This is a genomic window from Xenorhabdus budapestensis (assembly GCF_002632465.1).
Classification (GTDB): Bacteria; Pseudomonadota; Gammaproteobacteria; order Enterobacterales; family Enterobacteriaceae; genus Xenorhabdus; species Xenorhabdus budapestensis.
In genome coordinates this window covers 1-14,969 of record NZ_NIBS01000036.1, presented here as the reverse complement: position 1 = coordinate 14,969, position 14,969 = coordinate 1, and the positions used below count along the sequence as shown (strand labels likewise).

Annotated in this window: 14 protein-coding genes, 1 tRNA gene and 4 pseudogenes; 7 read left to right on the top strand and 12 right to left on the bottom strand. The window is 43.6% G+C overall.

Going from position 1 to position 14,969, the window contains the following annotated elements:
- Positions 1-295, top strand: a 295-nt coding sequence (locus tag Xbud_RS17570; RefSeq protein WP_145956663.1) for a site-specific integrase, incomplete at its 5' end; no start/stop codon positions are given.
- A gap of 348 nt (positions 296-643) precedes the next feature.
- On the opposite strand, the gene Xbud_RS17565 is transcribed toward Xbud_RS17570, so the two are convergent.
- The 5 genes from Xbud_RS17565 to aspA form a co-directional block, all read right to left on the bottom strand.
- A tRNA-Phe gene (locus Xbud_RS17565) sits at positions 644-719 on the bottom strand.
- A 130-nt stretch (positions 720-849) separates the two neighbouring features.
- Entirely contained in the window at positions 850-1,422 is a 573-nt protein-coding gene (gene dicD / locus Xbud_RS17560) for a division control transcriptional repressor DicD (RefSeq protein WP_099137332.1), read from the bottom strand.
- A 35-nt stretch (positions 1,423-1,457) separates the two neighbouring features.
- Complete coding sequence (locus Xbud_RS17555) at positions 1,458-3,209, bottom strand: protein-disulfide reductase DsbD (protein WP_099137331.1); 1,752 nt, start codon at positions 3,207-3,209, stop codon at positions 1,458-1,460.
- Between the two features lie 234 nt (positions 3,210-3,443).
- Entirely contained in the window at positions 3,444-4,745 is a 1,302-nt protein-coding gene (locus Xbud_RS17550; RefSeq protein ID WP_099137329.1) for an anaerobic C4-dicarboxylate transporter, read from the bottom strand.
- A gap of 140 nt (positions 4,746-4,885) precedes the next feature.
- Complete coding sequence (aspA, locus tag Xbud_RS17545) at positions 4,886-6,310, bottom strand: aspartate ammonia-lyase (RefSeq protein ID WP_099137328.1); 1,425 nt, start codon at positions 6,308-6,310, stop codon at positions 4,886-4,888.
- Positions 6,311-6,503: 193 nt separating this feature from the next.
- Here aspA and Xbud_RS19955 point away from each other — a divergent pair, with 193 nt between their 5' ends.
- From Xbud_RS19955 to groL, 4 genes are all read left to right on the top strand, one after another.
- Positions 6,504-6,776 carry a hypothetical protein gene (locus Xbud_RS19955; RefSeq protein WP_169923102.1) on the top strand — a complete coding sequence of 91 codons (273 nt, stop codon included), beginning with the start codon at positions 6,504-6,506 and terminating at the stop codon, positions 6,774-6,776.
- On the top strand, positions 6,730-7,257 hold the full coding sequence (locus tag Xbud_RS17540) for an FxsA family protein (RefSeq protein WP_099137327.1): 528 nt from the start codon (positions 6,730-6,732) through the stop codon (positions 7,255-7,257). The genes Xbud_RS19955 and Xbud_RS17540 overlap by 47 nt, the downstream gene beginning before the upstream one ends.
- A gap of 176 nt (positions 7,258-7,433) precedes the next feature.
- The gene (locus Xbud_RS17535; protein ID WP_099137326.1) at positions 7,434-7,727 is read left to right on the top strand and encodes a co-chaperone GroES; all 294 of its coding nucleotides are present in this window, start codon (positions 7,434-7,436) and stop codon (positions 7,725-7,727) included.
- Between the two features lie 55 nt (positions 7,728-7,782).
- A complete protein-coding gene (gene groL, locus Xbud_RS17530) occupies positions 7,783-9,429 on the top strand; it encodes a chaperonin GroEL (protein WP_099137325.1) in 1,647 nt (548 codons plus the stop codon).
- A gap of 890 nt (positions 9,430-10,319) precedes the next feature.
- Here the strand turns inward: groL and Xbud_RS21470 are convergent.
- Both Xbud_RS21470 and Xbud_RS17520 read right to left on the bottom strand, forming a co-directional pair.
- Positions 10,320-10,457, bottom strand: a pseudogene (locus Xbud_RS21470) (IS3 family transposase); the annotation flags it as partial.
- Positions 10,458-10,500: 43 nt separating this feature from the next.
- Positions 10,501-11,672, bottom strand: a protein-coding gene (locus tag Xbud_RS17520) for an IS3 family transposase (protein WP_422645763.1) whose coding sequence is annotated in 2 segments (ribosomal slippage) — positions 10,501-11,417 and positions 11,417-11,672 — 1,173 coding nt in all. Because the reading frame shifts where the segments join, the coding sequence is not laid out codon by codon here.
- A gap of 45 nt (positions 11,673-11,717) precedes the next feature.
- On the opposite strand from Xbud_RS17520, the gene Xbud_RS17510 reads away from it, so the two are divergent.
- Entirely contained in the window at positions 11,718-11,942 is a 225-nt protein-coding gene (locus tag Xbud_RS17510) for a hypothetical protein (protein ID WP_099137321.1), read from the top strand.
- A 339-nt stretch (positions 11,943-12,281) separates the two neighbouring features.
- Here the strand turns inward: Xbud_RS17510 and Xbud_RS17505 are convergent.
- The 4 genes and pseudogenes from Xbud_RS17505 to Xbud_RS17495 all read right to left on the bottom strand — a co-directional run.
- Positions 12,282-12,431 (bottom strand): annotated as a pseudogene (locus Xbud_RS17505) (PAAR domain-containing protein); the annotation flags it as partial.
- A 26-nt stretch (positions 12,432-12,457) separates the two neighbouring features.
- Positions 12,458-12,988 (bottom strand): annotated as a pseudogene (locus tag Xbud_RS17500) (IS5 family transposase); the annotation flags it as partial.
- 42 nt (positions 12,989-13,030) lie between these two features.
- Positions 13,031-13,177: a PAAR domain-containing protein gene (locus tag Xbud_RS21200; protein WP_416777217.1), complete on the bottom strand. Its 147-nt coding sequence runs from the start codon at positions 13,175-13,177 to the stop codon at positions 13,031-13,033.
- Positions 13,149-13,550: pseudogene (locus Xbud_RS17495) on the bottom strand (contractile injection system protein, VgrG/Pvc8 family); the annotation flags it as partial. The pseudogene Xbud_RS17495 and the gene Xbud_RS21200, both read right to left, overlap by 29 nt.
- Before the next feature lie 172 nt (positions 13,551-13,722).
- Between Xbud_RS17495 and Xbud_RS17490 the strand changes: the two are divergent.
- On the top strand, positions 13,723-14,043 hold the full coding sequence (locus Xbud_RS17490; protein WP_099137319.1) for a hypothetical protein: 321 nt from the start codon (positions 13,723-13,725) through the stop codon (positions 14,041-14,043).
- Between the two features lie 9 nt (positions 14,044-14,052).
- Here the strand turns inward: Xbud_RS17490 and Xbud_RS17485 are convergent, their stop codons facing one another.
- Positions 14,053-14,910 (bottom strand): DUF4225 domain-containing protein, encoded by an 858-nt coding sequence (locus Xbud_RS17485; protein ID WP_244590022.1) that lies wholly within the window; start codon positions 14,908-14,910, stop codon positions 14,053-14,055.
- Positions 14,911-14,969 lie beyond the last annotated feature (59 nt).

Here is a 14,969-nt window from a genome sequence, read left to right as displayed (position 1 = left end):
TCATCACGGGCGGATGGCCAGTTACCAGTATGATCACGATAAAGAAAGGCAGCATATTCGTTCTTTTTTCAATCGGTTGTCGAAAGAGTGTGGTTTTGCGGTCTCACCTCACCGTTTTCGTCATACACTGGCAACAGAGCTGATGAAAGCACCGGATCGTAATTTGCAGCTGGTCAGGTGTTTGCTGGGGCATCGCAGTCTGGCAACCACCCTGGAATATATTGATATCGATATGGAAATCGCGAGTAAAACGCTGGAGAATGAACTGGCGATATATCTGGATATTTCGGTGTAAGGATATCAGGGAAAAAAAGACAGGGCAGGCCTCAGACAGGATTAGGAAGTGGAGGTCTTAGTGTACGGCCCTGCATCAATATCGATGGTATGAAAAATGGCTAATACCGATCCGGCATCCCGTAAAGTTTTTCCCTTACTTGACATCAGAATCAATTACTGAAATCATTATTTTAAATGAAAAAAGAGTGCTTGCAAATGCAGGCACCCTGTATTCATTATTTACGGCTTTCTTAAACATTGAGTGTGCAAATTAGGCGATCAATTGTTTAACATTGAATTAACAGCCCTAAATTTTAACTTATTTGTTAATTATCTGATAAGATTCAACAAATTAGCTTTAAAATCTTGGTGCCCGGACTCGGAATCGAACCAAGGACACGGGGATTTTCAATCCCCTGCTCTACCGACTGAGCTATCCGGGCTAACGGGGACGCATTAAACCGTATTAAGTCCAATCCGTCAATGACTTTCTGAGAAAAAAACGTGAAAAATGGTTGTTGGTTGTATTTTTATACTGTTTTGGTGTGATTATTCAGCTTTGGCTGCTTTTTATCAGCTCAAAGCACCATCTTTCCGGCATTTGGCAATGATCAGAATATCCTGAGCCAGTAGTTTCGCCGTAATCACATCCTCAAGTTCTCTTTTCACTAATAGTTTGCTGAGACAGCCTTCAAGGATAAGTTCCATCTGTTTGGCAACCTGTTCACTATCTTCAATACCAATTTGCTGTAATAACCCGATCGTATAGTGAAAAGAATTCTGTTTTTGTAACTCTGCCAGTTGGTGAATCGGATGGTCAGTATCAGGAAAAGCGCCACAAGCTGCAATGAACAGACAACCGGGATAGCGCTGCTCTTGTACCTTTTCCTTCAACGTATCGTAGCGGGCCAATAATTTTTGCTCCGGGCTTAAGGTTTCATCCAGCAAGATATGACGCTGCCGAGCTTCAATTTGTTGGCTATGATAGCGTAGACAATCGTAGAGCAGGGCCTCGCGATCAGGCCAGAAATGTTTTATGTGGTTGATATCAATATTGAGGGGAGTTAAAAGTGTCTCCAATGTTGCTGACAGACCATGTTGCTCAAGTAAGTTCAGGCTATGACTAAGCACATATTCACGTTGCACTGTTGTTCTCCTTTTAAATGATTTCTGTTTACCCTTCATATTGCTGGTTCCGGTTGGGAATCTATTGGGTATAGATGCTGTAAATGGCGGTTAAAACGTTCTGTATCCATAAATCCATTAACCCGTGAATCGAATAACTCTTTTCCTTGAGCATCAAAAAATAAAATGGTGGGGAGCCCCATTACCTTCAATTTTTGCAGTAGTTCTTTCTGTCTGGGGCTATTTTCTGTGACATTCGCCTGCAACAGGAGGAAATTGCTTAACTGTTTTTGCACCTGTGGGTCGCTGAAAGTATATTTTTCGAACTCTTTACAGGCGACACACCAATCTGCATACATATCCAACATTATCGGTTTGTGGCGGTTTTCAGCCAGAATTTGGTTCAACTCTTGCCAGTCGCTGACTTGTTGAAATTTCAAAGGTGCTTGTTGTTGTGCCGTAGCCTGAGTTCCCCATACCCAATCCTGCAAGGGGCGTGACGAGATTAAAGCCAGTGTCAGTAGAATGAGTTGTAAGGTACGTAACCAACCATTTTTGTTGTTGAGTGTTAACACAAAAGCCCAACTGAAGAAGGCTACACCCAACATGCTCCACAATCTTATTCCCCATATTTCACCGAAGACCCTTTCCAGTAAAAAAATTGGCAGTGCAAGAATAATAAAGCCGAATGCTTCTTTAATGTATTGCATCCATGGGCCGCTACGAGGTAAGAATTTGTGACCAAATAAAGTAACAGCGATAAGTGGTAACCCCATTCCCAGTGCATAAAGGTAAAGTGTCAGGCCACCAAGCACGGTGTTACCACTTTGGGCGATATAAAGTAAGATGGCGCTAAGTGGGGCTGTTGTACAGGGAGAGGAAATCAGTCCTGCCAGCATTCCCATAATAAATACCCCTAAATAAGAGCCACTTTTCTGCTGGTTACTCCAGTTCACCAAACGTGTCTGAACTGAGGAAGGGAGTTGTAGTGAATACGTTCCAAACATGGATAACGCCAGTAGAATAAACAGTACAGACAGCCCTACCAGAATATAAGGATTTTGTAACGCAGCCTGAAATTGTAAACCTGCCGCAGCGACGATTAATCCCAATACAGTATAAGTAATAGCCATTCCTTGTACATAGCTCATTGCCAGCCAGAAAATACGTTTCAGGCTTTCAGGTCGCTGCTGACCAAGAATAATGCCGGAAATCAGCGGGTACATAGGCAGAATGCAAGGCGTAAATGCGATACCAATACCAATCAATAACGCCCATAGCGGTGAAAAGGGAGTCTCATGTGCTTTGGGGAGTGTTTCTTTCTGCGGTGGAGGTTCACTCAGAGATACTATTGATGAAGCGGAAGTAATGACAGCACGAAGTGGTACGGTAAGTGTTTCCGGGGGATAGCAATATCCCGCTTCTGCACAACCTTGATAAGAAACCTGAAGAGTAGAATCATTAGTTGCAGCAAGAATGGGGATGTAAATATGTGCTGATTGGAAATAGACCTCGGTTTTGCCAAAAAACTCATCTTCATGAGCTGTTGCTTTGGAAAAATCGATATGACCTAAGGTGACTTGTTGGTTCGGTGTGATGATGAACTGTTTTCTATAGAGGTAATAACCGGGTTTAATGTCCCAGCTCAGTGTGAGTTGATCCCCTTTCTGCTGAAAATCAAACATGAATGCCTGTTCAGCGGGAAGGTATAAATTCTGTCCGGGGCGCTCAAACAGTGCGTTAGCTGTAATGGGAGAAGCAGCGATTGCACTGAATAGTAGAAACAATATGAGAACACGTTTCATCATAAGATATCTTTTGCCTGCCTGTTTTTTATAGGGTTGATGGGGGAAATTTACCAGAATCAGTACTGTTACCAAAATCAGTGCTATTACCGATGAGATCCACGGCAAAAGGCTGCTTGCCTAATATTAAAACAGTGTGGTGTTTTTTTCAGGAAAGATTATTGGAAATAAGGATGGGCAAGAAAATATTCAGGGGCTTTTTAAACCCCTGAGATGACACTAAGTAAGGTATGAAAATTACAGAACCATGTCTCCAAATAGGAAACCGAATGCTACAGCCAATCCAACAGCAATTGTTCCCGGAATGAAGAACGGATGATTGAAAACAAAACGCCCGATCCGGGTGGTTCCGGTATCATCCATTTGCACTGCTGCAACCAGGGTCGGATAGGTTGGCAGAATGAACAGCCCGGAAACCGCAGAGAACGAAGCGATTGCAGTCAATGGTGTGACATGTAGAGCTAATGCCATAGGCATCAATGCTTTGGCTGTAACTGCTTGTGAATAAAGTAAGGCAGAGCAAAAGAAGAAAATAACAGCCAATAACCACGGTTGTGCATGAATCAGATTACCCGCAGTTTCTTTGATCCAAGCAAGATTGGCTTGAACAAAAGTATCCCCCAGCCATGCTACTCCCAGAATACAGATACAAGCACTCATTCCTGCTTTAAAAGTACTTGAGTTCAGGATGGCGTCAGTATCAGCGGAGCAGATAACGGTGGTAATGGTCGCGACACTTAACATAATAATCAGAATCGCACTGGTGGTGTTCATCAGCGGTTTTTCAATTAATCCTATACTAGGGCTATTGATAACCGCATAGATAATGACGCCGGTAACACCTAACAAAAACAACAGAACAGACAGTTTTGCCTTAGGTTTGATTTGGATCTGAGCAGAGCCACGCATTTCTACTAAGCCAGCAGTAAGGCGTTTTTGATAGATAGGGTCATTTGCCAGTTTGGAATCGAAAAGCCATGAAACAATGAATGACATTAATACGATGGCAAAAAACGTAGCTGGCAACAGTATCATGAGCAAATGAATATAACTGACCCCTTGTTCTTCCATTACCGAGGCCATATAAACCACTGCCGCAGAGATGGGAGAAGCGGTGATCCCAATTTGAGCAGAAACAACAGCGGTTGAGAGCGGGCGGCATGGTTTGATGCCTTGTTCTTTAGCAACCTCCGCAATAACAGGTAATGTTGCCAGTGAAATATTTCCCGTTCCTGCAAATAAAGTCAGAAAGTAAGTGACGATAGGTGCAAGGATCGTGATGTACTTCGGATTCCTGCGCAGTAATTTTTCGGTTTGTTGGACGAGATAATCTAATCCTCCAGCCACTTGCATAGCTGATATTGCAGCAATAACAGCCATGATAATTGAGATAACATCAAATGGAATGCTACCTGGTTTGACGCCAATGGCGGCGAGGATCAAAACGCCAATTCCACCAGCAAAACCAATGCCTATTCCCCCTAATCTTGCCCCCAGAAAAATGGCCAGCAGAACAATAACCAATTCTACGGCTAACATGTTGCATACTCCTTCATTTATTTAATTTTGTGAAAATCTATGGTTAATAATTTGTGTTTGCTGCCAATTAAAAAGGCACGCTTCCGGTTGGAACAGCGTGCCTTAAAAATTAAGACGAACTCGTTATTATAATCATTTAATTAGTCATCAAAACGTTTTGCTTTATAAGTTGGATGTTTTAGGTTCTCAACAGAGAAAATATCATCTAATTGCGTTTCTGTCAGTAGACCACGCTCCAGAACGACTTCCCGGACACTTTTACCCGTTTCTGCACAGATCTTACCTACGATATCCCCATTATGGTGACCGATGAATGGGTTCAGATATGTCACGATACCGATAGAGTTAAAGACAAAGCTTTCACATACTTCTTTATTGGCTGTAATACCATTAACACATTTTTCAACCAGATTGCGACATGCATTGCTCAGGATAGTAATGGATTCAAACATTGCCTGACCAATTGCTGGCTCCATCACGTTCAACTGCAATTGACCTGCTTCTGCGGCCATGGTGATGCAGGTATCATTGCCAATAACTTTGAAACAAACCTGGTTAACAACTTCTGGCACCACTGGGTTCACTTTGGCTGGCATAATGGAAGAGCCTGCCTGCAATTCTGGCAGATTGATTTCGTTCAGACCAGCGCGTGGGCCGGAAGAGAGCAGACGCAGATCATTACAAATTTTGGACATTTTTACTGCCAGACGTTTCAGTGCTCCGTGAACCATTACATAAGCACCACAGTCGGAAGTTGCTTCAATCAGGTCTTCTGCGGGTACACAAGGCAGGCCAGTGACTTCTGCCAATTTTTCCACAGCCAGTTTCTGGTAGCCGGGTGCTGTATTCAGACCAGTACCGATAGCGGTTGCTCCGAGGTTGACTTCCAATAGCAATTCCGCTGTACGGGTGATATTTTTGATCTCTTCTTTCAATAATATGGAGAAAGCACGGAACTCCTGACCTAAAGTCATCGGTACAGCGTCTTGTAGCTGAGTACGCCCCATTTTCAGGATGTCCTCGAACTCAATACCTTTTTTGTCGAAACCTGCTTTTAATAATTCAATTGAATCGATCAACTGCATGATTGAGTTGTAGACAGCAATACGGAAACCAGTGGGATAGGCATCGTTGGTTGACTGGCTTCTGTTCAGATGATCATTGGGGTTCAGGTACTCATATTCACCTTTCTGGTGTCCCATCAGTTCAAGGCCGATATTTGCCAATACCTCATTCGTATTCATGTTGAGTGAGGTACCTGCACCGCCCTGAAAAACGTCAACCGGGAACTGATCCATACATTTACCGGTGTTGAGCAGCTCATCACAGGACTTGACAATGATATCTGCAATTTTGCCGGAGATAGTATGGAGCTCTTTGTTTGCCAGTGCTGCCGCTTTTTTCACCATCACCATGCCACGGATGAATTCAGGTACGTCGTTAATGGAGCGGTCACTGATATAGAAGTTTTCAATCGCACGTAGAGTGTGAATACCGTAATAGGCTTCAGCAGGGACTTCACGTTTACCTAACAAGTCTTCTTCGATACGAATGTTGTTTGACATGAGAACCTTCTTAAGATTGGATACGTTTTTACTGTTTGTTATGTGTTTATTGAAATAATGTTGCCGCTAGCAATTGCTGTGATATTAACCAATTACCACTAAATTGCTGGCGCGATCATATTTGGATTTGTTAGAAATGCCTTGAACCTGGATCACTTTATAGTACGATTTTATTTAATGAAATGGCATATGTGTGATTAAGGTCACGGTTACTCAGATCAAAAGTCAAGAGTCACAAGTATTGAAAACAGTTATTGTTATCCCCACACTATGTCTTCTGGAGCGTATCATCTGGAGAGTTATAATTAATGAACATGGTGATAAGGAAGAAGACTGTATTCATAATCGGATGAAAATGCCAATTTATTCCCTTCATCTTTCAGGTTGCCTCAACTATGCCTTAACTAAAGGAGAACAACGTGCGCTGGCTCCCGCTTATCCTGATATGCCTGCTGGTTTATATTGAATCAGTTCTATTCGTCCGCATTGCTTCTGAAGTCGGAGTCTTGCTAACCCTGTTACTGGTGGTTCTGACTTCTTGTGTTGGTGTTTCCCTTGTCCGTAATCAGGGAATCAAAAATTTTATGTCAATGCAGCAGAAAATTGCTGCCGGAGAAAGCCCCGCGACAGAAGCCGTTAAAAGTGTCTCTTTAGTGATAGCGGGATTCCTGTTAATACTCCCCGGCTTTTTTACCGATTTTCTTGGGTTATTGCTGCTGCTGTCTCCTGTACAAAAATTACTGACAGCAAAATTACTGTCACATATTACCTTTTATCGTCCGAATGTCCGTGGAGGATATGGTCAGGACGGTGACCACGGGCAAACATTTGAAGGTGAGTATCAGCGCAGGCAAGATGATGCTTCCTATACTATTACTCGTGATGATCAAAAGCATGGTGACCAAAAACGTCATGATGAGCACGATGATAGTCATAACAAAAAGTAATTTCTGTTTACGTTGTCTGAGATTTCAGAGGGTAATAAAAAAGTGAAATATTTTTTGCTATCCCCCCTTGAAGTACGTTTATATGCCCCAATTTGTAGCTTCATGGTACTGGTTCTATTGGGTTCTGGTATCAATCCTCTTACCTGATATGGACTTTATTTATAGGAGATCTATCAATGAAAATTCGTCCATTACACGACCGCGTTATTGTCAAGCGTCAAGAAGTTGAATCAAAATCTGCTGGCGGAATCGTTTTGACTGGTTCTGCTGCGGGCAAATCTACCCGTGGTGAAGTTCTGGCTGTTGGCAATGGTCGCATCCTGGAAAGCGGAGATGTGAAAGCGCTAGATGTTAAAGTGGGTGATATCGTTATTTTTAACGAAGGTTATGGTGTTAAAACAGAAAAGATCGATAACGAAGAAGTGTTGATCATGTCTGAAAGCGATATTCTGGCAATTGTTGAAGCGTAATTGAAAAAACTACGCTTAGATCTTCTTAATTGAACGAATTTAAAGGAAAGACACAATGGCAGCTAAAGACGTAAAATTTGGTAATGATGCTCGCAGCAAAATGTTGCGCGGTGTGAATGTACTGGCTGATGCAGTTAAAGTGACTTTGGGTCCTAAAGGTCGTAATGTTATTTTGGATAAATCTTTTGGTGCACCTGTAATTACTAAAGATGGTGTTTCTGTAGCACGTGAAATTGAATTGGAAGACAAATTCGAGAACATGGGTGCACAGATGGTTAAAGAAGTTGCCTCTAAAGCGAATGATGCAGCAGGCGATGGTACAACCACTGCAACTGTACTGGCTCAAGCGATCGTCACCGAAGGTCTGAAAGCAGTTGCTGCTGGTATGAACCCAATGGATCTGAAACGTGGTATCGATAAAGCAGTAATTTCTGCGGTTGAAGAGCTGAAGAAACTTTCCGTACCTTGCTCTGATTCCACTTCCATTGCACAGGTTGGTACAATCTCTGCAAACTCCGACGAGACCGTAGGTAAACTGATCGCAGAAGCGATGGATAAAGTCGGTAAAGAAGGTGTAATCACCGTTGAAGAAGGTACTGGTCTGGAAGACGAACTGGATGTTGTTGAAGGTATGCAGTTCGACCGTGGTTACCTCTCTCCTTATTTCATCAACAAACCAGAAGCAGGTTCTGTTGAGCTGGAAAACCCATACATCCTGTTGGTAGACAAAAAAGTTTCCAACATCCGTGAACTGCTGCCAGTTCTGGAAGGCGTAGCTAAGGCGAGCAAGCCTCTGGTTATCATCGCTGAAGATGTTGAAGGCGAAGCGCTGGCTACTCTGGTTGTGAACAACATGCGTGGTATCGTGAAAGTTGCAGCGGTTAAAGCACCAGGTTTCGGTGATCGCCGTAAAGCAATGTTGCAGGATATTGCTATTCTGACTAACGGTACTGTGATTTCAGAAGAGATTGGTCTGGAGCTGGAAAAAGCAACTCTGGAAGATCTGGGTCAGGCAAAACGTATCGTTATCAGCAAAGACACGACCACTATCATTGATGGTGTAGGTGAAGCAAGCGCAATTGAAGCGCGTGTTGGTCAAATCCGTCAGCAAATCGAAGAGTCAACTTCTGACTATGACCGTGAAAAATTGCAAGAGCGCGTAGCGAAACTGGCAGGCGGTGTTGCTGTGATCAAAGTTGGTGCAGCAACTGAAGTTGAAATGAAAGAAAAACGCGCACGTGTTGACGATGCTCTGCATGCAACTCGCGCAGCAGTGGAAGAAGGTGTTGTTGCTGGTGGTGGTGTTGCTCTGGTTCGCGCAGCGGCAGCTATTACAGAGCTGGTTGGTGACAACGAAGATCAGAACGTAGGTATCCGTGTTGCACTGCGTGCAATGGAAGCGCCAATGCGTCAGATCGTAGACAACGCGGGTGAAGAGCCATCCGTTGTTGTGAACAACGTGAAAGCAGGTCAGGGCAACTACGGTTATAACGCGGCAACTGAACAGTACGGCGATATGATCGGAATGGGTATCCTGGATCCAACTAAAGTAACACGTTCTGCACTGCAATTTGCTGCTTCTATCGCTGGTCTGATGGTCACTACTGAAGCGATGATCACTGATCTGCCAAAAGATGACAAAGCTGACTTAGGCGCAGCTGGTGGCATGGGCGGTATGGGTGGAATGGGCGGCATGATGTAGTGCGACGAGAGTCGCGTAGGTAGCTAGCCGAGCGGGCTACGTCCGTAGTGACCCCTGACTTTTATAGTGGTGGTCGCTAACCAACCCGCCGAAATAGCATTTGATAAAACCCGATATTTGGGCTTGTTTCCAGGCCCGAATATCGGTCCTCCGTATGGAGTCCGATTTCAGGTATGGGCGCAAGCCTGTATCCCCGCGAAAGCGAATGATACACGTTGAAGCAACTTCCTCAGGCTGTTGTGATGTAACGGGAATATCCTTTTCTATCAAAGCATAAGCACCTACCGGTGTGAAGCTGTGCTAATGATTGTCTGGTCGTAATGGTATTTCATTTACAAAAGCAGACCTGTTATGCAACTAACAGTAGCCCAGGGACAGTGCGTCACCAGTAATGGTGGGGTGCCAAGCGTCCTGACAATGTACTCCCTGAATTTCAAGTATTGTTTTGCCGTGAGGTAAGCAATGGATTTCACCAGTAGCAGGTGGATGAGAGGCTAGGCTGGGTCATAAGGTTAACGTTAAGTGAACTGCTAAAAAGCACCGTCAGCCGCAAGCAGCATAAGCTACTGACATGCTGTGACCAAAAGGTACAAGGTCGGTTATTCCTCTTACATCTGGGAATACGTTGTCATCAGACCTTCGGTGTATTGGCAGAACCTAAGTGATCCGTGTCATTAGCATGGAACTCGGTAAGCCCGTATTTTTGCCCCTGTGGCAGGTAAGTCGTAAGACGAACTGTTAAAAGTGCGGGTAAAGGAAGTCGGAGAAAGCGAATGCCATTCTGTAATGGAGTGGATAAGGGGTTAAAGGTTCCTCTACCGGAAACGGGGCAAACTTCCGACTGGTCTTTAATCGTGTGAAGACTTGTAAAGCGTTCTAAAGTGTTCTGCTCAAGAAAAATCGGACACTTTTACGAAGGCCATTTCATATTCCACGGGTGTTAAATCATTATTGGCCGTGTGCAATCGTGTTAAATTGTAATAATGCAGATAATCCAATCCATCTTTTTTCCTCTCTGCCTGGTTTTCATGATGGGTTTTGAAGAGCCAATCCTATTTCAAACTGTTGTGGTCAGGAAGTTTCGGACACATTTCTAGCCTCTTCCCACAGTCTTTCGTATTCAGCGGGAGAAATTCCCCCATTAAAGCGATGAGGACGAATGTCGTTGTAATACCTGCCAAAATAGTCTGTGACATCCCGCATTGCCTCATGAATGTCCCGATAGCCTTCAGGCGGGCTCCATTCACTTTTTAAACTCCGGAATACCCGTTCCATGGGGGAATTATCGTAACAGTTACCCTTGCGGCTCATGCTTTGAATAATTTTATTTTGCCAAAGTAAGCGACGAAACTTTTTACTCCTGTATTGGCTACCTTGGTCGGAGTGAAAAACCAGCCGTCCTTCAATATGACGTGTTTCCAGTGCGTTATTCAAGGCCCGGCAGACCCGCTCAGCATCCGGCGAAGAAGCGATGGCCATTCCCACTACCCGACGGGAAAATAAATCCGTCACCACGGCCAGATAGCTCCAGCCCGCTTTTATACGAACGGATGTGATATCTCCGCACCACTGGCTATTTGGGCAAGCCGGCGCAAAATGTTGCCGCAAGAGATTAGGGGAAACGAGAGACGCTTCTCCGACCTGATGATAACGGTGCCCTCCAGGTTGACGGCTTTGCAGACCGCATTCCTGCATTAAGCGTCTGGCCTTCCAGCGTCCCACCGGCCAGCCTTCATTGGTCAGCAGGTGGCTCAAGGCACGGCTGCCTATCGCCCCCCGGCTTTGGTTATACAGTTCACGAACCCGGATGCGCAACTGCAGACGTTCCGTGTCAACCGGCCGTTGCCGCCAGTCATAATAGGCACTGCGTGACACCTGGAGCATTTGACATAATTCGGTCACCGGACATCGGGGGCTCAGCCGTGTGCTCAACGCATAGCGCCACTGCGCATCTCGCTCATCAACACGGCCGCCTGCTTTAGGATTTATTTTTCCATTTCCAGGCGTTTCACCTGTTTTTCTAAGGCTTGTATCTGGCGTTGTTCGGGCGTCATCGCCTTACCCACAGGCGTGATCCCCTGAATTTCGGCTTTGTACTGGTGAACCCATTTTCCCAGCGTGCTGTTATTGATCCCCAATGCATGGGCGACATCGACAACTCGTTGTTGATGGAGAACAACCTGTTGAACCGCTTCCAGCTTAAATTCAGCGGAATACTGGCGTTTGGTGAGTTTCAATTTCATGGTCACACCTCATTGTCATGTGAATAACATTAGCAGGCTTTTGAGGTGTCCGAGATCCTTATACCACTACACACGGCATTGTGGCAATGTATCCGGTCACGCACTGCCCTGAAAGAGCCTTGCAGCATTGCCCTTGTGCGTGATGATTTAAAAGCGATGGGGGTGAATGTGAAGAATTTCAGTCGTTGGTTAACCAAGTTAGAGCATGACGGGTTGATTATCCGCAATGGGCAGGAACTCACCATCATGAATCAGAACAATGAAGATTAAAAAGTGAGTAAGTGAGTAAGTGAGTAAGTGAGAAATAGTGAGGAAAGGAAATTTGTGCCTAACCAAATTCCTCACTTTTCTCGCATATATACAGAAAAAGTGAGGAGCACAAAAGATATTGATTTTTAAGGCTAAAAAATCATGAACTCCTCACCTGTTTTCGCAGTGAGGAAAACAAAAAGTGAGGAGAAAAATGAGGAAATGGTGAGGAAATATTTTTCTGGCAGGTATTTTTTCAGCTCTCCATGTTACCGGGCTAATGCATTAGCCCGGTAACATGGAGAAGGCAAGTGCAGCGCGTCAGTATAACGCTAAACGAGTTAGACCGGCTGTACCAGATTAAGCAAGAAATTCCTTCTGGCTGGCTATCAGTTTTGCACCACATGCTGTGTGCATACCCTCTAATGCAATTGGTTTTCCTTGATGTTTTAAGTCACCACTACCTTCTACAATAGGAAAAACGCCTTTGCATTTTGGGCAAATCACTAAGAGCCTATCCCAATAGGATTATATTCCAGCCATTCCGCCTCATAAGCTTTATCCAGATGGAGTTGGGTGCCATAACCCCGGCGTCCTGTCTGTAAACCGTCCAGGGTGGCTATAACAAGTCTGATATCATAAATATTAGCGGGCGCAACGGCAATCGCTAGTGGCAAGCCCTGTCCATCCGTGAGCAAACTTCGCTTTACGCCTTGTTTTCCCCGGTCTGTTGGGTTGCGGTCTGTTTTTTTGAGCCGGCCAGGGGTGCTTTAGTCAAACAGCCATCCAGTGCCATTTTGCCAGAGTCGCTCAAAGATACCTGCCGCCACCCATTCCTGAAAACGGCGGTGGGCGCTGCTTGAAGAACAAATCCCTGTAGCATTGAGGGCATTCCACTGGCATCTGGTTCGTGACACAAAAAAGATAGCATTCATAGCGGCCCGATTATCGACACGGCGACGATGGCAGCCCAAAGGGTGACGGGTTTTATGTGGAGGTAGCAAGGGTTCAATTTTCTGCCAGAGTTCATCAGAAATGAACCATTGGGCTATTGATTTCTTATTCATGAAAAAATCCCCTAAATGTAAAAAAACAGGCTACAGATAATATCAAATACCTCCTATTGGGATACACACTAAGTCACCTTTGGCAGCAATTGGTATACCTTGATAGACATAACTATCAATAGCAGTAATGACTTTACCACCATGATCTGTTGCATCGTTTACGGGGTATCGCCATAAAGCCAAATCCATTGCCATTCCAGCCTTGTGCGACTCGCACCCAGCAGGAGGCACTGTCATCGGCTTTGTCATAATGGTTCCAGTGAAAATACACTTTAATCGCGCCATCCTTGTTCACGAAGATTTCATCGCCGTCGGCCTGTGGCTTGTAATGAAATGGCGGTCGCCAGTCCGCATAACCATCGATAAAACTGAAATCATTACTCAATGTCGTGCCATCGCCGCTATTGTCTCCCAGCGCTTGCGGACAGCGACCATGATGACTGATGCTGACAATCTGCCAGCGGATATTGAGCGGGGCATGGGGATGACTGGCAATGTTAAAAATTTGCCCCGGCATCAGTTTGATGTAGTTACTTTGCCCGCTGCCGGTCTGCATCTGATTTTTTTCAAATCAGAAGATAACGCTTTCTTCACGTATGGTTATAATACGTGTAGCATGTAGGCACAGAAAAATAAGTGCGCGGGATTATAATTTTCATAGTCAACCTGACAGAATATTCAATTTTCATGTCAGCGTTTTGCATATATGACAAAATTATTACAGGTGAGTGAAAATGGAAAAAAACATAGAGTCATTAATGATTGAACATGGTTTTACTTCAAAGGATATTAGCTTGATAAAAGCTGCCTCAGAACGCTCCGGTTATGAAATCATGCAAGAAATATGTATTTTGAAAAGAAAATTTCATGGTGTTGTTTTTGTTTTTTTTATTGCTCTTTCTTTTTTTATTTGCATGCTATTACTCGCTCATGATATCGATGATTATATTAATACTGCGCTTACATTTTTTATTTCAATGCCAATAGTGTTATATTTTTCATCTGTAAGACTAACATATAAATCCTTTATGTTTATAAAAAAGCATAAAGGATAGATTAAATCATTACTTGTTGTAGTTTGGATTATTGTATATATCATAGGCCGATTTTATCGTAAGACCATCGGCCGTTATTTCGAAGCCTAGTGCGTATCCACTCATAAGTTTGTAACCATATACATAATCTTCATTAATATGATGAAATAATCGCCATGCATCAGGTTTTAAGGTACGCGATAATAATGCATGAGCAGACAGTGATAAATCTACTCCTGCATAAACTAGGCTTCCTGTTGTTTTACTAGAGCCCAAATATTCAAAGGTATTTTCATATCCTAATCTGACCAATCCTTTGTAGTTTGGATCATCTTTAATTAGAGCCATAGTATTCTCTTGAATGGCACCAAAACCATGAACTACTAATCCTGCTCCTGCCACATAGCCAACAGGTATTCCAAATACAGTAATAGTTGCTCCTGCTATCAGACCTATTCCTGCAACTATTTGTGATAAACCTACGACTATGCCAACTCCTTTTAACACATAATCAATATTATCCATTCCCCGATTATTTGTCTCAATGAGGGCATATTGTTGATAAAGTTTATATCTGCACAAATGCTCTTGATATTCTAAGTACTTTATTTCATTTCCCATCATTTGAAGAATGGATTCTCTTTCTTCAGAATTGTCTGAACTAAATATATGACGTTCATATAAATCAGATAAATAATTTAATTCGTCAATATATTTTTTTCTTGATACATTACTGTTAATGAATATTGATGTAGAGAGTGCCAATTGCCGCATTCTTGTTTTTTTATGCAATGCTTGTGTTCTAAAGTAAGACTCTCTACCAGAGCGACCGTATAAACCATACATTTTAACGCGATGCTCGACTTTTATGATGAGTTGAAATGACATAGCCGCTCCTTTATAACTTTAAGTCGTCAAAAATAGAGAAATAAAGGAACAAAAGGCTA